At 62.3% G+C, this 19,913-nt stretch carries 18 protein-coding genes, 2 tRNA genes and 1 pseudogene; 9 read left to right on the top strand and 12 right to left on the bottom strand.

All coding sequences use genetic code 11. The annotated features are described in order from the left end of the window. Positions 1–9: 9 nt before the first annotated feature. Both FJ417_RS10090 and FJ417_RS10085 read right to left on the bottom strand, forming a co-directional pair. Positions 10–1,236 carry an amidohydrolase gene (locus FJ417_RS10090; RefSeq protein ID WP_140783282.1) on the bottom strand — a complete coding sequence of 409 codons (1,227 nt, stop codon included), beginning with the start codon at positions 1,234–1,236 and terminating at the stop codon, positions 10–12. Further along, a complete protein-coding gene (locus tag FJ417_RS10085; protein ID WP_140783281.1) occupies positions 1,223–2,401 on the bottom strand; it encodes a M24 family metallopeptidase in 1,179 nt (392 codons plus the stop codon). The genes FJ417_RS10090 and FJ417_RS10085 overlap by 14 nt, the downstream gene beginning before the upstream one ends. A gap of 377 nt (positions 2,402–2,778) precedes the next feature. On the opposite strand from FJ417_RS10085, the gene FJ417_RS10080 reads away from it, so the two are divergent. After that, entirely contained in the window at positions 2,779–3,318 is a 540-nt protein-coding gene (locus FJ417_RS10080) for a hypothetical protein (protein ID WP_348639925.1), read from the top strand. Between the two features lie 80 nt (positions 3,319–3,398). On the opposite strand, the gene FJ417_RS10075 is transcribed toward FJ417_RS10080, so the two are convergent. Continuing rightward, a tRNA-Val gene (locus tag FJ417_RS10075) sits at positions 3,399–3,474 on the bottom strand. 218 nt (positions 3,475–3,692) lie between these two features. Here FJ417_RS10075 and FJ417_RS10070 point away from each other — a divergent pair. Next, a tRNA-Asp gene (locus tag FJ417_RS10070) sits at positions 3,693–3,769 on the top strand. 287 nt (positions 3,770–4,056) lie between these two features. After that, positions 4,057–4,962, top strand: coding sequence for an ankyrin repeat domain-containing protein (locus FJ417_RS10065; protein WP_181167124.1), 906 nt, complete (start codon positions 4,057–4,059; stop codon positions 4,960–4,962). 49 nt (positions 4,963–5,011) lie between these two features. On the opposite strand, the pseudogene FJ417_RS10060 reads toward FJ417_RS10065, so the two are convergent. Then, positions 5,012–5,968, bottom strand: a pseudogene (locus FJ417_RS10060) (phytanoyl-CoA dioxygenase family protein). Between the two features lie 147 nt (positions 5,969–6,115). On the opposite strand from FJ417_RS10060, the gene FJ417_RS10055 reads away from it, so the two are divergent. Both FJ417_RS10055 and FJ417_RS10050 read left to right on the top strand, forming a co-directional pair. After that, positions 6,116–6,976 (top strand): AraC family transcriptional regulator, encoded by an 861-nt coding sequence (locus tag FJ417_RS10055; protein WP_140783280.1) that lies wholly within the window; start codon positions 6,116–6,118, stop codon positions 6,974–6,976. A gap of 66 nt (positions 6,977–7,042) precedes the next feature. Further along, positions 7,043–7,246 (top strand): hypothetical protein, encoded by a 204-nt coding sequence (locus tag FJ417_RS10050; protein ID WP_140783279.1) that lies wholly within the window; start codon positions 7,043–7,045, stop codon positions 7,244–7,246. Positions 7,247–7,262: 16 nt separating this feature from the next. On the opposite strand, the gene FJ417_RS33360 is transcribed toward FJ417_RS10050, so the two are convergent. The 4 genes from FJ417_RS33360 to ugpC all read right to left on the bottom strand — a co-directional run bounded on the left by FJ417_RS33360 (position 7,263) and on the right by ugpC (position 9,960). Continuing rightward, on the bottom strand, positions 7,263–7,361 hold the full coding sequence (locus FJ417_RS33360) for a putative RiPP precursor (RefSeq protein WP_210239401.1): 99 nt from the start codon (positions 7,359–7,361) through the stop codon (positions 7,263–7,265). A gap of 111 nt (positions 7,362–7,472) precedes the next feature. Continuing rightward, positions 7,473–8,417: a ribokinase gene (gene rbsK / locus FJ417_RS10045; RefSeq protein WP_140783278.1), complete on the bottom strand. Its 945-nt coding sequence runs from the start codon at positions 8,415–8,417 to the stop codon at positions 7,473–7,475. A 4-nt stretch (positions 8,418–8,421) separates the two neighbouring features. Then, positions 8,422–8,874 (bottom strand): RbsD/FucU family protein, encoded by a 453-nt coding sequence (locus FJ417_RS10040; protein WP_140783277.1) that lies wholly within the window; start codon positions 8,872–8,874, stop codon positions 8,422–8,424. A gap of 27 nt (positions 8,875–8,901) precedes the next feature. Then, a complete protein-coding gene (ugpC, locus tag FJ417_RS10035; RefSeq protein ID WP_140783276.1) occupies positions 8,902–9,960 on the bottom strand; it encodes a sn-glycerol-3-phosphate ABC transporter ATP-binding protein UgpC in 1,059 nt (352 codons plus the stop codon). A gap of 280 nt (positions 9,961–10,240) precedes the next feature. On the opposite strand from ugpC, the gene FJ417_RS10030 reads away from it, so the two are divergent. From FJ417_RS10030 to FJ417_RS10020, 3 genes are all read left to right on the top strand, one after another. Then, entirely contained in the window at positions 10,241–11,905 is a 1,665-nt protein-coding gene (locus FJ417_RS10030; RefSeq protein WP_140647812.1) for a sugar ABC transporter substrate-binding protein, read from the top strand. A gap of 195 nt (positions 11,906–12,100) precedes the next feature. Then, on the top strand, positions 12,101–13,216 hold the full coding sequence (locus FJ417_RS10025) for a sugar ABC transporter permease (RefSeq protein ID WP_140646116.1): 1,116 nt from the start codon (positions 12,101–12,103) through the stop codon (positions 13,214–13,216). 9 nt (positions 13,217–13,225) lie between these two features. Beyond that, positions 13,226–14,143 carry a carbohydrate ABC transporter permease gene (locus FJ417_RS10020; RefSeq protein WP_140783275.1) on the top strand — a complete coding sequence of 306 codons (918 nt, stop codon included), beginning with the start codon at positions 13,226–13,228 and terminating at the stop codon, positions 14,141–14,143. A 57-nt stretch (positions 14,144–14,200) separates the two neighbouring features. On the opposite strand, the gene FJ417_RS10015 is transcribed toward FJ417_RS10020, so the two are convergent. After that, positions 14,201–14,944 carry a creatininase family protein gene (locus FJ417_RS10015; protein WP_140709720.1) on the bottom strand — a complete coding sequence of 248 codons (744 nt, stop codon included), beginning with the start codon at positions 14,942–14,944 and terminating at the stop codon, positions 14,201–14,203. Positions 14,945–14,947: 3 nt separating this feature from the next. Further along, positions 14,948–15,514, bottom strand: coding sequence for a 6-phospho-3-hexuloisomerase (gene hxlB / locus FJ417_RS10010; RefSeq protein ID WP_140783274.1), 567 nt, complete (start codon positions 15,512–15,514; stop codon positions 14,948–14,950). A gap of 176 nt (positions 15,515–15,690) precedes the next feature. On the opposite strand from hxlB, the gene FJ417_RS10005 reads away from it, so the two are divergent. Next, positions 15,691–16,713 (top strand): aldo/keto reductase, encoded by a 1,023-nt coding sequence (locus FJ417_RS10005; protein ID WP_140783273.1) that lies wholly within the window; start codon positions 15,691–15,693, stop codon positions 16,711–16,713. A gap of 70 nt (positions 16,714–16,783) precedes the next feature. On the opposite strand, the gene hupB is transcribed toward FJ417_RS10005, so the two are convergent. Together hupB and lon are read right to left on the bottom strand one after the other, a co-directional pair. Continuing rightward, on the bottom strand, positions 16,784–17,056 hold the full coding sequence (gene hupB / locus FJ417_RS10000; protein WP_027166452.1) for a DNA-binding protein HupB: 273 nt from the start codon (positions 17,054–17,056) through the stop codon (positions 16,784–16,786). 195 nt (positions 17,057–17,251) lie between these two features. Beyond that, positions 17,252–19,663 carry an endopeptidase La gene (gene lon / locus FJ417_RS09995; RefSeq protein WP_140646121.1) on the bottom strand — a complete coding sequence of 804 codons (2,412 nt, stop codon included), beginning with the start codon at positions 19,661–19,663 and terminating at the stop codon, positions 17,252–17,254. Positions 19,664–19,913 lie beyond the last annotated feature (250 nt).

Raw genomic sequence — 19,913 nt, 5'->3', positions numbered from 1 at the left:
CGGTCCTCGCTAGACGCCAGGATTCTCCTGCCCGGCCAGGTACATCGTTGCCGCGGAAACCAACGTAAGGACGCCATTCTTCAACGCGGCATCGTCGACGCGAAACCTGGAATGGTGAAGCGGATAGACCGATCCGACCTCCTCGTTGCGGATGCCGAGCCGGAAATAGACCGCCGGACGCTTCTCGCTGTAGTAGCCGAAGTCATCGGCGATGCTCCAGCCGGGCATGGTGAGGACATTGTCCGCGCCGATGCTGGCCTGCGCGCTGGCAAGGATCAGTTCGGCCATTTCCGCATCGTTGACGACGCCGGGTTCGCCGCGATGGATGTCGACCTTCACCTTGGCGCCATGGCTGACCGCTACGCCCTCCAGCACCTCGCGAAGCCGGCGCCAGGCGCGCTCGCGGGTGGCATCATTGCCGCTGCGTATTGTGCCTTTCAACGCGACCTTGCCGGCGGTGACATTGTAGGCATTGCCGCCATTGATGGCGGTCACCGAAATGACCAGCGGATCATAGGGATCGGTCTCGCGCGAAACGATCTTCTGCAATTCGCTCACCATGGAGCAGGCGACAGTCAGCGCGTCGACACCTTCATAGGGTTTAGCCGCATGCGCCGCCGAGCCGGTGACCAGCACGTCGAACGTGTCGCATGCCAGAGTGTACGGCCCGGAGCCGACGGCGACCTTGCCGGAAAGCGTGTACGGATCGACGTGGACGCAGATCGCCGCGTCGACGTCGTCGAGAAGTCCCTCCTCCACCACCCGCTTGCCTCCTGACGGCTCGTCTTCCTCGGCCGGCTGGAAGATGAGCCGAACAGTCCCGCCGAAACTTTCGCGTGAGCGATGCAGATGCGCTGCCACCGCAAAGCCCATCGCGGCATGGGCGTCGTGGCCGCAGGCATGCATCACGCCTGAATTTTCCGACGCATAATCGACGCCGGATTCCTCTTCGATCGGCAAGGCGTCTATATCGGCGCGGATGGCGAGCTTGCGGTTGGACGGCCGGCCGGTGCCGACGATATCGACTGCAAGCCCATAGCCGGCAACGTCGCGAATCTCGGCGATGCCTTCGCTCTCGAGCATCTCCCGCAAATAGCGTTGCGTGCCCGCCTCGCGGTTTGAAAGCTCCGGGTAACGATGCAAGTGACGGCGGATCTCGATCATCCGATCGAGAATTCCGGCATCGATGTCGGCCGCGGGATCGCTCGCGCCGGCCGGTCGGTCAGGCTTTGACATGGATATCCCGCGGGAACTTGGTCAGCGTCTCGTTGCCGGTATCGGTCACCAGAATGGTCTCGCTGATCTCGATGCCCCAGCCGTCCATCCACATGCCCAGGATGGAGTGTACGACATTGCCGGGTTGGAGCACCGTCTTGTCGCCGGGTCTCAGGCTGATCGTATGCTCGCCCCAATCCGGCGGATAGGCAACGCCGATGGAGTAGCCGATGCGCGACTCCTTCTTCAGCCCGTGGCGCTGGATGACCTTGCGCCACGCAGCTTCGACCGCTTCGGCGGCCGTGCCCGGCCGGACCGTATCGAGCACCGCATCCATGCCCTCGATCACAGCCTTCGCCGTGTCCGCGACGCGGGTCGGCGTCTTGCCGAGCTGCATCGTCCTGGCGAGCCCGGCGGCATAGCGGCGGCAGACGCCGGCTAGCTCAAGCGCGATCGTTTCGTCCTTTCCGAACCGCCGGTCGCTCCACATGATGTGCGGCGCGGAAGCGTTTTCGCCGCCGAGGATCGTCGGCGGCAGCGCCGTGATGTCGCCGGCGAAATCGGGACTTCCGGCAATCTGCGCCGCCTGGATGGAAGCAATCGCATCGCATTCGCGCACACCCGGCGCAATGACTTCGTAGGCCCGCGCGACCGCCGCCTCGGCCAGCCTCGATGCCTTGCGCAGATAAGCGATTTCCGGCGCCGATTTCACCGCGCGGATCCAGTTCACGAGCAGGTCGGCGTCGTGCCATTTCGCATTGGGCAACCCAGCGACGAGCCGCGCATGAGCCTTCGGTGAAAAATAATAGGCTTCGAGCTCGATGCCGATGTCTCGGCTGCCCCAGCCCTTGGCGACGATCCACGCCGCGATCCAGTCCATGGGATGCCGATCGGCGCGCTGGACATGGTCCTCCGGAAATCCGACCACGTTTTCCGGCTTCATCCAGGCCGTCAGCAAGCCGCCGGCGGCATCCATGGCGCGGCCGATCCAGACAGGCTCGGCGTCCTCGATCGGAACAAGCACCACCTGCGGCGTGTAGAACGACCAGCCGTCATAGCCGGTGATGTAATGCTGGTTGGCCACGTCGTTGACGATCAGGAGTTCGATGCCGCGCTTTGCCATCTCGGCGCGGATTCTTGCGAGCCGCTGCTGATACTCTTCGCGGGCAAAAGGCAGTTCAATCATCTTTTCTCCTCACCGGATCGATCTGGTCGGGGACGAGCCGCGGCTTCCCCTGCCGCCCACCATCGCGGTGGTTTTGACGGTCGGCAATCGGCCAGGCCAATGCATAGGCAGGGCCTGTCCCGATGATTGCCCCCCGCTCCTGGCCGGTAAGGTCGTGGCACCCTGATCCTGACACGGCAGCGACTTGTCAACAGCTCCCGGCCGTTGGCTTGAGTGCCGAACGCGACCGAAGCCCAAAGCTCGATGTCGGCTATGGCGGCCGGCAGACGGCCGTCAAAGTGCTTGCCTGACAGCTCCCGACAGCAATCAGGCATTCATCGCGCATTTAGTCGGTCTGCGATAGGATGCCTGCGTACAACCAAACCGGGAGACAATTCGTGTTAAAAACTTTTCACGTCTCGATCCGAACGATGCTGGCCTTCATGTGTCTGGCCGGGCTGGTCGCCGCGGCGTCCGCCCTTTTCCCCACCTCGGCCTCGGCGCAGCAGCTGCGGCGATGCGCCGATGAAGGCGGCATATGCCGCTTGCCCTATCCCACGGAGGTCGTTTACGGCGCACGGGGTCGAACAACCTCGCGGTTTTTCGATCGTCAGTCCGTGCCCTGCTCGAATCGCCTTTTTGGCGACCCCGCTCCCGGCCGCGACAAGGCCTGCTATTTCGTGGCGCGCGGCGGCGGTTATGGCGATGACAACAATTACGGGGACAATGATTACGGCTCACGCCCGGACCGCGGCGAATGGGTAGCCTGCGCCAGGGAGGGCGAGTTCTGCGGTTTCCGCGGCCGCGCGATGGTCAGATACGGCGCACGTGGCCAATACACGCAGAATGTTTTCAGAAACGGCGTCCGCTGCGGCAACAACGCTTTCGGCGATGATCCCGCGCCGGGCGCCCACAAGCGCTGCTACGTGAGGCAATAGCGGCCTGAACCCGGCTCTCGACAAGGTGGCGGCCCGGCAAGGGCCGCTGCCGCATTCTGCGTTCTGCTTGTCCGGCGGACTGGTGGGCGATGACGGGCTCGAACCGCCGACATCTTCGGTGTAAACGAAGCGCTCTACCAACTGAGCTAATCGCCCGCTTGAGCGCGGACCTTTAAGCAGTTAGGGCCGTATTCGCAAGGCCAAATGAACGGACGGCGTGCGCCCTGCAGTGCGGATTTTCCCAGGCTCAATGGCGCTGTCAAAAAACCTTCTCCTGATTGCTATAATGCTTGAATACCGCGCTTGACACCCGCAGGCGAACCCCTTATCCAGCGCCCCAACGACGAACACGGCTGACACGTGCTCGTCAGTGCGCGGGTGTAGCTCAGTCGGTTAGAGTGCCGGCCTGTCACGCCGGAGGTCGCGGGTTCGAGCCCCGTCACTCGCGCCATTCATTTCCCAAAATGGCTATATTCCAAAGTGACTCCTGACACTGGCGGGAGAAAGAACGGGACCTTGTAGGCAGCCGAACGAGAGCGCTTCGGCCGTCCGCTTGGCCTTTATATAAGCATCTGCTAAAGTTAATTTTTACAAGAGTCCGAGCCGCCGTGCGAGCCAACCTTCCGCGCTTTTCCCAGCAGTGGGTCGGCCGCGTGATTGCACGCCAGCCAATGCTGGCACTGCCGATTGATGCTGTCTCGCAGTTGGAGGGGCGCAAAACTCATCACGGAGGATGCGATGACCAGTCCAAGCATGTGGATAATATGGGCTTCGTGGTTTCTTTGGCTTTTTACCCTGCCCGTCCAAGCAAGCAGCTTGGGTGACCTTGTCAGACACGGCGACACCGCGAGGGTGGCTTCTGCCTTGGACAAAGGCGCCGCCGTCAACGAAGTTGACGGTGTTACGGCGCTCTATATCGCCTGTGAGGGCGGGAATGTCGAAATAGCAAAGCTTCTGATAGATCGTGGGGCGGACGTTAACATGCCCGTCAGCTGGCAAAGAACGCCCCTCTACGCTGCCAACAATGGTGGCTACCCAGACATCGTGAAGCTGTTACTGGATAACGGAGCCGACCCAAATCAGGTGGCGAAATCGCAATCCCCGCTGCACGTGGCTGCCGAGAAAGGCTGTCTTCGTTGCGTAATCCATCTCGTGGACGCTGGAGCAGACGTCAACGCGCTGACATCAAATGGAAATCCACCCATACACCTGGCCAAGCTCGGTGGTCACGAAGACGTCGTCGCCTACTTGCGGGATCACGGCGCCGGACGACCGGCCATTGCGCCGATTTCGGCGCGACTTGCATCGGCAAACGTTGAATCGGGCAAGGGGATTTTCGACCAAACATGCGGGGTCTGTCATCTTTCAGCGCCGGGCCTCAAGGTTCCCAAACGGGTCAATCTTTGGGGCGTTGTAGGGCGACCAAAAGCTTCACAAGGCGATGTCCCGTATTCATCGGCTCTAAAGGAAGCGGGCGGCACATGGACCTTTGAAGATCTCAATTCCTTCATCTCAAACCCGGCATTCGCATTGCCTGGAACAGACATGATTTTCCCGGGCCTGCGGGACGAGAACCAGCGAGCAAACCTGATTGCTTACCTGCGGACCCTGAGTGACAAGCCGTCGCCGCTTCCCGAGAATTGATTGCTCCTGCGGTGCTGCATGGTGGAGGAGCGGACCCCTAAAAACGCCATCATCCGTTCCAGCTGACCAGCCCCAGCAACCTTTCGCCGAGCGGCGTCAGCTTTGCCGTCTCGGCGTTTCTCTTCTCCCACCCGCGCGGATCGCCCGCAAAGCCGGCGCGCCGCGGCGCCTCGCGCTCGCGCTAGGATCGGATCCGCGCCTCGCGCTCGCCGAGATTGCCCTCATCGGCCGGGAACATGGAGATGTACTGCGCCATCCTCACCCTGCCGTCGGACGTGTTCGGCGCCACGCCATGCGCCAGGAGCGAATTGAAGATCATCAGGTCGCCCGGGAAAAGTTCGAGCTTCTCGATCCTGTCCTCGATCCCCCTCATGTCCGGGTGGTGCGGATCGCGGCCGGCTGGCTGGGTTTTGACCCATTCATCGAAATGCTCGAACAGATAGGGCACACATTGGAAACCGCCGATATCACCGCCGTCCTGGTGAACCAGCGAAAGCACACCCTGGACCGAGATCGGCTTGGGCTCGAGCGAGGTGTCGGCGTCCCAGTGGATGAAACCAGGGGATGCGCGTCTGCCCTTGTTGGGGGTGTTGAGGTTGGCGCGGTCGATCGCGACCCACAGATCCTCCATGTCCCAGATGTCGACAAAGGCGTCGTAGACGCGGCGCGCCATGCGATTGTCCCACAGGAACTGGTGGTTGTAGATCTCGACCATGCCGGCGTTGTTGATTTCCTTCAGGGCATAGTCGCGCCGCTGGGTGACGTCCCAGGTCGCCGGATCGCTGGGGTCCTTTTCCTCGAATTGCCAAAGCAACGCCTTGAGGCGCTCGACATTTGCCTGCGGCACGGCATTGCGCACGATCACGAAGCCCCGCTTTTGCCAGTGGGCGAAATCCTCATCTGAAAGCACGCGCAGCGGAAGCATTTTCTTGATCCTGGACAATTGGGTCGTTACCCGGCTGGACGTCGGGTGATCGTCCTTGGTGATGTCCTTCGCGTGGGCCATCGATTTCCTCCTCGATCTTGTCTTGTCGAACACGAGGCTAACCGAACGGCGGACCTGCATGTTGTCCCTGACAGGCCCTCAATGATACTATTCTGGCGTCCATCATTCTTTCTATGCCGTTCGAGGCAAATTCCTTAGTGGCACGCCATGAAGCCGTATCTTGAGAAAGTCACAATCGCCGATGACGCCTCATGGTCGATGGTAAGGGTCCCGCGCGACCCGACCATTCCCTTCGAATGGCACCATCATCCGGAGTATGAATTGACGTTCACCCTGAACTCGCGCGGGCGCCGCTTCGTCGGCGACCATGTCGGCAACTATGACGATGGCGATCTCGTGCTGCTCGGCCCGAACCTGCCGCACACCTGGTCTTCTTCGGACAAGATCGACGTGAGCAGGCCGCATCTGGTCATGGTCATCTGGTTCCGGCCCGAATGGGCACGTGGATTGACCGGGCTCCTGACGGAGCTGCGACCGGTCGGCGGCCTGCTGGAAAGATCGGCGCGGGGGCTGAAATTCTCGCAAGGCGCGACCGGGCGCGTCAGGGCGCGTATCGAAGCAATCTTCGACAAGCCGCCCGCGGAGCGGCTGCTCGACCTCATTTCGGTCCTGCTGACGCTTGCCGGGGATGACGAGGCCGAGCCACTGACTGCGCCGTCCCGCTCGCCCTCGCCCATCGCCTCGAGCGGATCGCGCATAGATCGCGTGCTGGACTATCTGCACGCGCACTACACCGACGATCTGAGCATCGACCGTCTCGCCCGCCTCGCCGCGCTCAGCCCGTCAGGCTTTCACCGCATGTTCACGCGGCACACGCGCTTGACCTTGGTCGAGTATGTGACACGGCTGCGCATCGGCGAAGCCTGCGCCCTTCTCACAGAAGAAGACAAGCCGATTGCCTACATCGCCGAGCTTGTCGGCTATCGCTCACTGGCCAATTTCGGCCGTCAATTCAAGGCGTTGAAAGGGCTTACGCCGCGCGAATATCGCGACAGCTTCGCCAGCTGAGGTCTTTCTCGGAACCATTCCAACCTTGTCCCGTTCAGCCCACGGGCGAAAAAACGGGAGATAAAGATGGCTGTGAGATGCCGGATTTCCATCGACGACGAGACGGATGTCGACGAGCTCGCCTTCCAGGAATTGCCGCGGGTGGGCGAAAGCGTGTCGATGCCGGTCGAAGGATCGAGCAGGGACCTGCGGGTGCTGCGCGTCGTGCATATGCCCGGCAGCGAGCAAGGTGCAACGACGATGCTGGAACTGACCAGCAGGATTCTGTAGCGCTGTCCTTGGAAAATCATTCGCCCAGGACAACCCCGGACGCGATAATCTGGGCCGTCCGTTCGGTGAGCTTCTGACGCTTCACCAGCGTGGGCTTTTCGTAAGGCTTTTTCATCCTACCGTTCCAAATCGGCGCCGCCGACAGGACGATGAACGCGCTCGCCTCAGTAGCGTTCCGGAATAAGCGGCCTCTAACAAAGCCGCGAAAAATGGACCGCGGAAGGTCTCAGGCCCTGGCGAGCAGCGCTTCGACCTCTTTGAGGGTCGGCATGGACGGCGCAGTGCCGGGGCGCGTCACCGAAATGCCGGCGACCGCGCAGGCAAAGCGGATGGCCTCCAGCGGCTCGACGCCTTTTGCCAGGGCCGCGGCCAAGCCGCCATTGAACGCGTCACCTGCCCCCGTGGTCTCGACCACCGGGCCGGCATTGACCGCGCCGACATGCTCGGATCGTTCCTTGGTGTGCAGCAAGGCACCCTTCTCGCCGAGCGTCACGATGACGGCGCCGACACCCTTGGCCAGCAGAGCGTCGGCGGCGCGGCGGGCGTCGTCGATCGACGAAACCTTGATGCCGGTCAGTCCTTCGGCTTCGGTCTCGTTGGGCGTGACATAGTCGCAGAACGCGTAGATGCGGTCGGGCAGGCTGGCGGCCGGCGCGGGATTGAGGATGGTCGTCACCCCTGCTCCACGCGCGATCTGCAGCGCCTTCAATGCCGCGTCGATCGGCTGTTCGAGTTGGGTGACGAAAACGCCGGCGGACCGGATGAGTTCGGCATGCGCTTCGATGTCGGCCGGGGAAATCAGCATTGCAGCGCCCGGGCTGACGATGATGGCGTTGTTGCCGCTGCCTTCCTCGACGAAGATGTAGGCAGCGCCCGTATAGCTGTCCGGCGTGTCGATGACGGCGCTTTTCACGCCCGCATCCTTCCAGGTCTGCTTGGCCATGTCGGCGAAAGCATCGACGCCGAGGCGCGTCAGGAAGGTGATGTCGGCGCCGAGCTTGCCGGCGGCCACGGCCTGGTTCGATCCCTTGCCGCCCGGGCCGAGCTTGAAGGAATTGCCGAGGATCGTCTCGCCCAGGCGCGGCTGGCGGTCGGCGCGATAGGCGGTATCGGCGACGAACACACCCAGGATCACAACGGGCTTCATGACAACAGGCTTGCCGGTGGCCATGTCCTTACTCCGCATCCGGCGGCACGACGCCCTTGCGGAAGGCAAAGCAGCCATAGAAGCGGCGCTCACCGGTCTGGATCACGCAATAGGCTTTCTTGGAGCGCTCGTAGAAGGCATAGCGCTCGATCGAGATCATCGGCCAGGGCTTGCCCTCGGCCGCGTCGATCTCCTTCTGCACCTCCCTCTGCACCGGCGGGATTTCGTTCGGCTTGCCGACGATCTCCATGCGCGCCGCCGCATCGTTGACGAAAGTATCCAGCGGCAAGACCGACAGCACCGCCTTCACCACTTCGGCCGCCGTCGCATCGATGCGCAACAGCTTGCCGAGCACGGTTTGCCGCGCCACCGAATCGGACGGGAAATTGGTGTCGGCGATGATCAGGTCGTCGCCATGGCCCATCGCCCGCAGTGCCTGGAGCACATCTGCATTGAGCAGCGGATTGATCCCTTTGAGCATGGTTTCCTCTTGAAGGGTTGTGTGCGGTCAGAGACGCTTGCCGGTCCCGGCGTCGAAGAGGTGGACCTGGTCGAGACGCGGCTTGAGCTTGAGCGTGTCGCCAGGCTTGAAGTCGTGGCGCTCGCGAAACAGCGCCACCATCTCGCCCTCGCCGAAGCGCACGAAGGCCAGCGTCTCGGAGCCTGTCGGTTCGACCACCGAGACGGTGGATGCGACGCCGTCCGGATGGATCTCCAGATGCTCCGGCCGCACGCCGTAGATAACGGGCTGGCCATCCTCGGCAGCAACTCCCGACGGCATCGGGAATGCCGTGCCCGCGATCTCGACGACCGGCTTCTCAGCCTTCTTCACGGTGCCCTTGAGCAGGTTCATCGAAGGCGAGCCGATGAAGCCGGCGACGAAAAGGTTCGCCGGCCGATCGAACAGCTCAAGCGGGGCGCCGACCTGCTCGATGCGGCCGTCGCGCATCACGACGATCTTGTCGGCCATGGTCATGGCCTCGATCTGGTCATGGGTGACGTAGATGGTGGTCGTCTTCAGCCGCTGGTGCAGCTCCTTGATCTCGGTGCGCATCTGCACGCGCAGCTTGGCGTCGAGGTTGGAAAGCGGCTCGTCGAACAGGAACACCTGCGGATTGCGCACGATGGCGCGGCCCATGGCGACGCGCTGGCGCTGGCCGCCGGAAAGCTGGCGCGGGTAGCGCTTGAGGTAGGGCGCGAGGTCGAGGATGTCGGCGGCGCGCTTGACGCGTTCGGCGACGACGGCCGGATCGGTGCCGCGCAGCTTCAGCGCGAAGGCCATGTTCTGCTCCACCGTCTTGTGCGGATAGAGCGCATAGTTCTGGAACACCATGGCGATGTCGCGCTTCGCCGGCGGCAGGTTGTTGACGACGCGGTCGCCGATCGAAATCGTACCGCCGGAAACGGTCTCCAGCCCGGCCACCATCCTCAAAAGCGTGGACTTGCCGCATCCTGACGGACCGACCAGAACGACGAACTGTCCGTCGGCAATATCGACGCTGACCTCATGCAGGACCTTGACGGTTCCGAACGCCTTGGCCACACTGCTGATCGCGACTTGAGCCATCGTCTCCCCTTTATCGTTTGCGGTGAAGCTAGCCATTGCCAACGGCGACGGCAAGTCGGTATCTTATAGATAAAAAGCCAATCTTGTTGACAAGGTAATCGATTACGCGAATAGTGGCGAGTGCCAATCCGAGAGCAGGCCTGTTACCCTGAAATCGGAGCTCCGGCGACGCAGGGTGGGGTCCCACGTCCGGTATGATCGAGGAGAACCGAGAGACGTTTCGACGTCCGAGAGATTGGCACTTCAATTCAATGGCTGTTGTTCTGGGAGGAACCTGTAGATGAGAGTCGATCTGTATGAAAAACTGATGCGCGCCGGAGCGAACCGCCGCGATCTGCTGAAGGGCGCGGCCAGCATGGCCGCGATCGCCGCCGCCTCCGGCGCCGGGCTCGGCGCGCTGACGAGGCCGGCCGCTGCCGATGACGACCTGCGCAAGAAGATCCTGCAGATCCCGGGCGTCGGCAAGGGCCAGCCCACTGACGCCGACTTCCAGAAGGTCGGCGAGCTCTGCCTCGAAGCGACCAAGGCCAATGTCAAGGAAGGCGAGTTCGCCGGTGTCGAGCTGACCTTCATGGGCCTCAACAACCAGAACCTGCACAATGTGCTGTTCCGCGGCTTCCTGAAGCCATGGGAGGCCTATACGGGCGCCAAGATCAGCTGGATCGACCTCGCCCAGGCCGACTACAACGCCCGCCTGCAGCAGTCGATCGCCACCGGCACCGTCGATTTCGACATCATCGAGATGGGTGCGCCCTTCGAAGGCGATGTCTGCGGCAAGGGCCTCACCTCCGAGATGCCCGACTGGGTCAAGAAGCAGATCGACTTCGACGACCTCGTCAACTACCTGAAGCCGCCGGTCGGCACCTGGGACGGCAAGCAGTATCGCGTGACCATCGACGGCGACACGCACAACTTCAACTACCGCACCGACGTGTTCGCCGATGCCGATCTCGCCAAGCAGTGGAAGGACAGCGGCGCCACCACCGAATGGGGGGTGCCGAAGACCTGGCAGGAAGTGCAGGCCGTCACCAAGTTCCTCAAGGGCAAGAAATTCAAGGGCCAGGACGTTTATGGCTATCTCGACGCGCCCAAGCCCTGGGGCGGTTTCGGCTTCTACTTCCTCGGCAGCCGCGCCACCGCCTACGCCAAGCATCCCGACGACAAGGCCTGGCTGTTCGATGCCGACACCATGAAGCCGCGCATCAACAATCCAGCCTGGGTGCGCGCCATCCAGGACGTGATCGACGCCCTGCCGTCCGAGCCCGCCGACCAGATCAACGCGGATCCCAACACCACGGCCTTCCAGCAGTTCCTGGCTGGCACCGGCTCGATGATCCCCTGGTGGGGCGACGTCGGCTCGAACGTCAAGACCAATGACTCCTCGGTCATCGGCGACGTCACCGGCTTCTCGATCCTGCCGGGCTCCGACGACGTCTACAACTCCAAGACCGGCAAGTGGGACAAGCTTGCCAGCGGCCCGAACTATGCGCCGAACTGCGCCTATCTCGGCTGGGGCGTCTATGTCATGGCCCGCGTCGACAAGGACGAAAAGAAGAAGAAGGCGGCATGGTCGGCCGCCGCGCATCTCGGCGGCAAGGACCTGTCGATCTGGACGGCGATGTATCCGTCGGGCTTCCAGCCCTACCGCAACTCCCATTTCAACATTCCGGAATGGGTGGCGGCCGGTTACGACGAGGCCTTCATCACCTCCTATCTCAAGTCGGAAGGCGATTCCTACAACCACCCGAACGCCGCGATCGAGCCGCGCATCCCCGGCATCTTCCAGTACTACTCCGCCGCCGAGGACATTCTGGCCAACACCTTCGCCGGCAAGATGAAGGCACAGGAAGGCGCCGACGCCATCGCCGCGGCCTGGGAAAAGCTGACCGACCAGATCGGCCGCGAAAACCAGGTCAAGCTCTACAAAGCCTCGCTCGGCATGTAGGCTGGCTTGTGAGACGTCGCGGCCCGGTGGCACATCGTCACCGGGCCGCGTCTTTACCGGCTTGGCCGGTTTGATGCGTTAGAGCAATTCCAGGAAAAGTGTGAGCGGTTTTCCGTCCGGAATTGCGTAAAAACAAAGAGATAGAGCGGTTCACCGTTTCCGTGAAACGGTGAAGCGCTCTAGAAGGCGAGAGGCGTGGCTGAGCAGATTTCGACCGCGAATGCGTGGCCGGCGAATCCGGCCGATCTGATCCCGGCAGGCCGCAAGCGCCTCGGCTGGGGCCTGCTGGCCCTCGCGACGCTTGGCCTGCTGGCGATCATCATCGTGCAGGTCCTCTACAAGACCGAAATGTCCACGGTCGGTTTCGACACCTGGCGACCGGTGATCTACGCTTACATCTTGTGGGGCGCAGCGCTCGGCGCCTGGCAGGTGCTGACGCGTGGCGAGGACGGGCAGCGCGCGCTGTTCCTTTTGCCGGCGCTGCTCTTCACCATCGCCATGGTGATCTTCCCGACCCTGTTCGGCTTCTACATCGCGCTCACCGACTGGAACCTCAGCTCGTTTACCGGACGCAGGTTCAACGGCCTCGACAATTTCTGGCAGATGCTGGCCGATCCCTACTACCGCAATGCGCTGTTCAACATGGTGCTCTACGTGCTCGCGGTGCTGGTCGAATATGTCATCGCCTTCGGCCTGGCGCTGCTGCTCAACGCGCAGATCCGCGCCCGCAAATTCTTCCGCGTCGTCTTCCTTTTGCCGCTGATGCTGTCGCCGGTCGCGGTGTCCTGGATGGTCGGCAAGTCGCTGATGGAATACCGGTTCGGACCGGCGGCGACGCTGGCGCGCCATCTCGGCTGGGACAATCCCGCCTTCTTCTCCGATCCGATCACCGCCCGCATCTCGATCATGATGCTCGACGCCTGGACCTTCATCCCGTTCATGATGATCATGCTGCTTGCCGGCCTGCAGGCGATGTCGCGCGAGGTTCTGGAAGCCGCTCGCGTCGACGGCGCAACCGCATGGCAGACCTTCTGGCAGGTCACCTTTCCGCTGATGCTGCCGGTGTCGGTGACGGCCGTGATCCTGCGCATCATCTTCAAGCTGAAGCTCGCCGACATCATCATCACCTTGACCTCCGGCGGCCCCGGCGGCGCCACCGATTCCGTGTCGAGCTTCATCTATCGCGAATATCGTGACCGCTCGAATGTCGGCTACGGCACCATGCTGGCCATGGCCTATCTCATCATCATCGTCGTGTTCGTGACCTGGCTCCTGAAATTCGCCAGTCGCTTCGTGCGCAACGTCAACTGAGCGGCCGTCATGAGCGTCCAGACCACCGACTACACCGTTTCCGAAATCCGCTCGCCGGCGGCCTTCATCGCCAGCCGCGTCTTCATCTATGGCGCGCTTATCTTCTGGGCTTTCGTCTGTCTGTTCCCGATCTACTGGACGATCACCACCTCGTTCAAATCGGCGGTCGACGTCACGCAAGGGCATCTCATTCCCTTCGTCGACTTCCAGCCGGACTGGAAAGGCTGGCGCTCGCTCGGCCTGTCGCCGGATTCGATCTTCCAGACATCGACCGTGCGCGACGAATTTCTGAAACGGTTCATGAATTCCATCATCACCTCTGTCGGGGCATCGGGCCTCGCCATCATCATCGGCAGCCTCGCCGCTTATGGCCTCACCCGCTATCGCTACAAATTCGCCTGGTTCAAGAACGAGGACATCTCTTTCTTCTTCCTGTCGCAACTGATCCTGCCGCCGGTCGTTCTGGCGCTCCCCTTCCTGGTGCTCTACCGCGAAGTCGCCCTCCTCGATACGCGCATTGGGCTTGTGCTCCTCTACACGCTGATGGTGCTGCCGATCGTCATCTGGATCATGCGCGACCAGTTCAACTCTATTCCCGTCGAATTGGAGGAGGCCGCTTTGGTCGACGGACTGTCGATCTGGGGCGCCTTCTTCCGCATCGTCATGCCGATCGCGCTGCCCGGCATGGTCGCCGCTTTCATCCTGGCGATGGTGCTGTGCTGGAACGAATATTTCTTCGCCGCCCTTCTGACGTCGACGGACGCCAAGACAATCCCCGTCATGGTGGCGAGCCAAACAGGCTCGCAAGGCATCAACTGGTGGTCAATGGCGGCCTTGGCCACGGCCGCGATCGCGCCGCTGGCCATCATCGGCATCGCGCTCGAGCGCTATCTGATCATGGGCATGACGGCCGGCTCGGTGAAATAGGCGCCTTCCCCTTCTCCCCTTGTGACCCCTTGTGACCCCTTGTGGGAGAGGGGAGAGCTAGGCCTGCAGGATCGACCGCAAATGGTCGAGGATCATCGCGACGCCGATCTTGCCGAGACCCGCGGAGGCTTCCGCGGCGCCTTTAGTGTACCAGCCGGTGTTGTCGGCGAAATGCTTCTCGTCCACCGCCTCCGGGCATAGGGCCAGCATCAGCGATGTCTCGCCGATGCCGGCATGGTCGAACGGGTATTTGCCGTTCATCGCGGCCGGCATCAGCGGATGCACTTGCACCCAGTTGAAGACATTCTCGCCCTGGGCGTGGCCGGCATAGTAGTCGGCCATGGTGTTCGAGCCCCACCAGCCCTCGCCGCGCTCCTTTTCGAGGAAGCGAAAGATCGCCTGCCGGCCGGCGGTCTTGAAGGCGAGATCGGTCGGCATGCCGGCCGCGAAATTCTCGGTCTGATGATGGATGATGGCGTGGATGTTGCGGAAGCCGATGCGCAGCAGGCCGTAGAACAATTCCTCCGCGAAAGGCGAAAGCGCCGGACCGCCGACCTGCACCGAGCCGCTGCCTTCCGGCGGAGCCACCGCATAGCTTGCCGCGCCGTAATAGAAGGGCGGCAAAATGACGATGTCCCTCTCCTGCTCGATCAGTTCCACCGTCTTGATGACGGCCAGCGTGTCCATGCCGACTGCCATGTGCTCGCCATGGTATTCGAGCACGCCGAGCGGCAGAACGACCGGCCAGTTCTCCTCGATCGCCTTGCGGATCTGGTGCGGCAGCATCAGCTCGTAGCGCATCCCCTACTCCATATTGGTGTGCCTGGCGCGCATCGCTTCCGGTGTCGCCCCGGTCAGCGCCTTGAGCTTAAGCACCATGATTTCGAACAAAAGGAACAATGCGCCTTCGAACAGCGAGCCCATCGGCAGCACCGAGGTTCGGGCGGCGCCCTGATCGCTGGCCATCGTCTGCGCCGGGATGAGCAGCGTGAAGTCGGCAAGCTTCGCGGCGCTGCCTTCCGGTTCTGCGGTCAAGACCAGCACCTTCGCCCCGGCCGCGCGGGCAACCCGCATCAAGGTCAGCACCGTGGTGGTCTCGCCCGGCCCTGAACTCGCCAGGAAGACATCGCCCTGCCCCAATGGCGGCGTGGTCATGTCGCCGACGACCGAGACCGGCAGGCCGAGATGATAGAGCCGCATGGCAAAGCCCTTGACCTGCAGCGCCTCGCGGCCGCAGCCATGGACGGCGATCCTGCCAGCGCCGGCAAGCATTGCGCAGGCGGCGTCGATTTGGGCTTCATCCGTGCGCGCCAGCACCGCGCCAAGCTCATTCAGCGCGGTCGCGAACATACCTGATCCGGCTTTGGTCATGATGGCTCACCCTGCCTGCGGAGGTATCGCTTGGCTTTGTGATGTGCTGCCGCGAAAGGCTTGTTTTGTTTATGCTACCACCGCGAAAATCGCTGTCCAACGAGCCTCGGCACTTTTGCTGGGCCACGAGCGTGATAGTGTCATGTCAGACAAATCGCTCCGGGACATCGTCAGACATGAAGACACGGCATTTCGACCGCATCGGCAATGGCGGCATCACCTTCACCGAGCTCGGTTTCGGCACGGCGCCGCTTGGCAATCTCTACCGCGCCATCTCCGACGAGGACGCCAACGCCACCCTGCAGGCGGCATGGGCGACCGGATGCCGCTACTATGATACGGCCCCGCTCTACGGCCTTGGCCTGTCTGAAACCCGCCTCAACCCGTTCCTGCGCGGCAGGAAGCGCGACGACTATGTCTTGTCGAGCAAGGTCGGCCGCATCATGCGCGTCTCTGCGCCGGACCAGCGCACCGGCATCGGCAAGTTCTTCGAGACGCCGTCGCGCCGGGAAGTCTACGACTACAGCTATGACGGCGTCATGCGTTCCTTCGAGGCCTCGCTGGAGCGTCTGGGCGTCGACCGCATCGACATCCTCTTCGTCCACGATGTCGACGTCTTCACCCATGGCAGCAAGGAGGCCTCCGACGCCCGCATCGAGGAGTTCATGTCGTCCGGCTATTACGGGCTGCTTTCGCTGCGCGACCAGGGCGTCATCAAGGCCTTCGGCGGCGGCATCAACGAGTGGCAGGTCGCTCAAACCCTCGCCGAACGCGGCGATTTCGACCTGTTCCTGCTTGCCGGCCGCTACACGCTGCTCGAACAGGACGCGCTTGCCAGTTTCCTGCCGCTTTGCCAGAAGCGCGGCATCGGCATCGTGCTGGGCGGACCCTACAATTCCGGCGTGCTTGCGACCGGACCGAAGCCCGGAGCCTTCTACAATTACAGCGAGGCGCCGAAGGAGATCCTGGATCGCGTGGCGCGTATCGAAGCCGTCTGCAAGCGCCACAACGTGCGCCTGATCGAGGCAGCTCTGCAGTTCCCGCTGCAGCATCCTTCGGTGATGTCGGTGATCCCCGGCGGTCAGCGGCCGGCCGAGGTCGAAAGCAACCGGGCGCTGCTCGACACCAAAATACCTGCGGCGCTGTGGGTGGATTTGAAACAGGAAGGCCTGATGCGCGCCGACGCGCCGACGGCCTGAGCCGCTGCGAACAGCCGAAAAAAAGAAAAGCCGGGCAAGCCCGGCTTTTCTGCTCTTAAAAGAAAAGGTCTTAGTTGACCGCGTCCTTGAGGCCCTTGCCGGCCGAGAACTTCGGCACGGTGCGGGCCGGAATCTTCACTTCCGCGCCGGTCTGCGGGTTGCGGCCGGTCGAAGCAGCGCGTTTTGACACGGTGAAATTTCCGAAGCCGACAAGCCGGACATCGCCGCCCTTCTTCAGTTCGCCAGTGATCACGGAGAACACCGCATCGACGGCGGACTGCGCATCAGCCTTCGAAATGCTTGCGGAGTCGGCGACGGCGGACACCAGTTCGTTCTTGTTCATAAAAATTCCCTTCCATGAGAAAACCGGAACTACGACTCATCCGGCAGGAAACGGACTTTAGAAAGAAGCGCTCCGGAACCCAAGCCGAAAACCGCGGAATTCCGGGCTTTTTTCCATTTTTTCATGGCTTTTTCACATGAAAAAGCCGAGCTCAAGGCCCGGCTCTCTCTTTGTGCGCTGCAATGTTAGCAAATACTAATGAGCAAGCGACTTTCCGGCATCGTCGCCGCTGTCGACCGGAGCGGGCGCATTGACCGGCTCGACCCACTCGATCGGCTCCGGCATCCTGGTCAGCGCATGCGCGAGCACCTCGCCGACCCGCGAGACCGGGACGATCTCCATGCCGTTCTTCACATTGTCCGGAATGTCCGCCAGATCCTTGACGTTCTCTTCCGGGATCAGGACCTTCTTGATGCCGCCGCGCAGTGCCGCGAGCAGCTTCTCCTTCAGGCCGCCGATCGGCAGGATACGGCCGCGCAGCGTGATCTCGCCGGTCATCGCCACATCGGCCCGCACCGGAATACCCGTCAGCACCGACACGATGGCCGTGGCCATCGCGGCGCCGGCGGACGGGCCGTCCTTCGGAGTCGCGCCTTCCGGCAAGTGGACGTGGATGTCGCGCTTGTCGAACAGCGGCGGCTCGATGCCGAAATCGATAGCGCGGGAGCGGACATAGGATGCCGCCGCCGAGATCGATTCCTTCATGACGTCGCGCAGATTGCCGGTCACCGTCATGCGGCCCTTGCCGGGCATCATGACGCCTTCGACCGTCAGCAGCTCGCCGCCGACTTCCGTCCAGGCAAGACCCGTGACCACGCCGACCTGATCGTCCGCCTCGACCTGACCGAAGCGGAAGCGCGGCACGCCGAGATAATCGGCGAGGTTGTCCGCCGTGATCTTCACCGTCTTCTTCTTCGTCCGCAGGATCTCGGTCACCGCCTTGCGCCCGAGCTTCATCAGCTCGCGCTCCAGGCTGCGCACGCCGGCTTCCCGCGTGTAGGTCTGGATGATGCCGCGGATCGCGTCCTCGCCGACCGAGAATTCGTTCGGCTGCAGGGCATGGTCGCGGATCACCTTGGGCATCAGGTGACGCTTGGCGATTTCGATCTTCTCGTCCTCGGTGTAGCCGGCGATACGGATGATCTCCATGCGGTCCATCAGGGGCGCAGGGATATTCAGCGTGTTCGCCGTCGTCACGAACATCACGCTCGACAGGTCGTATTCGACCTCGAGGTAATGATCCATGAACGTCGAGTTCTGCTCGGGATCGAGCACCTCGAGCAGGGCCGAAGACGGATCGCCGCGGAAGTCCTGGCCCATCTTGTCGATCTCGTCGAGCAGGAAGAGCGGGTTGGACTTCTTAGCCTTCTTCATCGACTGGATGACCTTGCCGGGCATCGAGCCGATATAGGTCCGCCGGTGGCCACGGATCTCGGCCTCGTCACGCACGCCGCCGAGCGCCATGCGGATGAACTCGCGGCCGGTCGCCTTGGCGATCGACTTGCCGAGCGAGGTCTTGCCGACGCCGGGCGGACCGACGAGGCACAGGATCGGCCCCTTCAGCTTCTTCTGCCGGCTCTGCACGGCCAGATACTCGACGATGCGCTCCTTGACCTTGTCGAGGCCGAAATGGTCGGTGTCGAGGACGTTCTGGGCGAAGGCCAGGTCCTGCTTGACCTTGGAGTTCTTGCCCCACGGGATCGACAGCAGCCAGTCGAGATAGTTGCGCACGACCGTCGATTCAGCCGACATCGGCGACATCGAGCGCAGCTTCTTCAATTCGGCTTCCGCCTTTTCGCGGGCCTCCTTGGAGAGCTTGGTCTTCTTGATGCGCGCCTCGATCTCGGCGGCTTCGTCGCGGCCGTCCTCGCCCTCGCCGAGCTCCTTCTGGATCGCCTTCATCTGCTCGTTGAGGTAGTACTCGCGCTGCGTCTTCTCCATCTGGCGCTTGACGCGCGAACGGATGCGCTTTTCCACCTGGAGCACGGAGATTTCGGCTTCCATGAAGCCCATCGCCTTCTCCAGGCGCTCCTTGACGGAAAGCGTGGCGAGCATCTCCTGCTTCTCGGGGATCTTGATGGCGAGATGCGAGGCAACCGTATCGGCGAGCTTGGAATAGTCGTCGATCTGGCTGGCGGCGCCCACCACTTCGGGCGAGATCTTCTTGTTCAGCTTGACGTAATTCTCGAAGTCGGTGACGACCGAGCGGGCAAGCGCCTCGATCTCAACCTCTTCCTCTTCCGGTTCGGCGAGCGCGGTAGCGCGGGCTTCGTGGAAATCGGCGCGGTCGGTGAACGAGACGATCTTGGCGCGCGAGGCGCCCTCGACCAGAACCTTCACGGTGCCGTCGGGCAGCTTCAAGAGCTGCAGCACATTGGCGAGCGTGCCGATGTCGAAAATCGCATCGGGCTCAGGATCGTCGTCGGCTGCATTCATCTGGGTGGCGAGCAGGATCTGCTTTTCCTGACCCATCACCTCTTCCAGCGCCTTGATCGACTTTTCACGGCCCACGAAGAGCGGAACGATCATATGCGGGAACACGACGATATCGCGCAGTGGGAGGACTGCGAAAACGCCGTCGCCGGAAGCCTTGGATATCTTGGCCATTGTCCAACCTTTCTGTCGCGGCCGCTTATTTTAGCCAACCGCGAATCTCATATTAACGACCGAGTGTCGTTCCGCCTACCACCGTTTGTGACGGGAGTTTTACAGCACAGAATTCGGCGCCTCGGCCTTCTGCTGTTAGGTGGATGCAGCCGAGGCAAAGATCAAGGGTTAACACGGTCGCTCGACCCGTTCCATCGCATGCCTTCCCGCCTTTCACAGCAAAACGGCGCCACGCGGGCGCCGTTCCATG

The organism is Mesorhizobium sp. B3-1-7 (genome assembly GCF_006439385.1).
In the GTDB taxonomy this organism is placed as follows: domain Bacteria; phylum Pseudomonadota; class Alphaproteobacteria; order Rhizobiales; family Rhizobiaceae; genus Mesorhizobium.
This window is presented reverse-complemented; position numbering and strand designations above follow the sequence as displayed.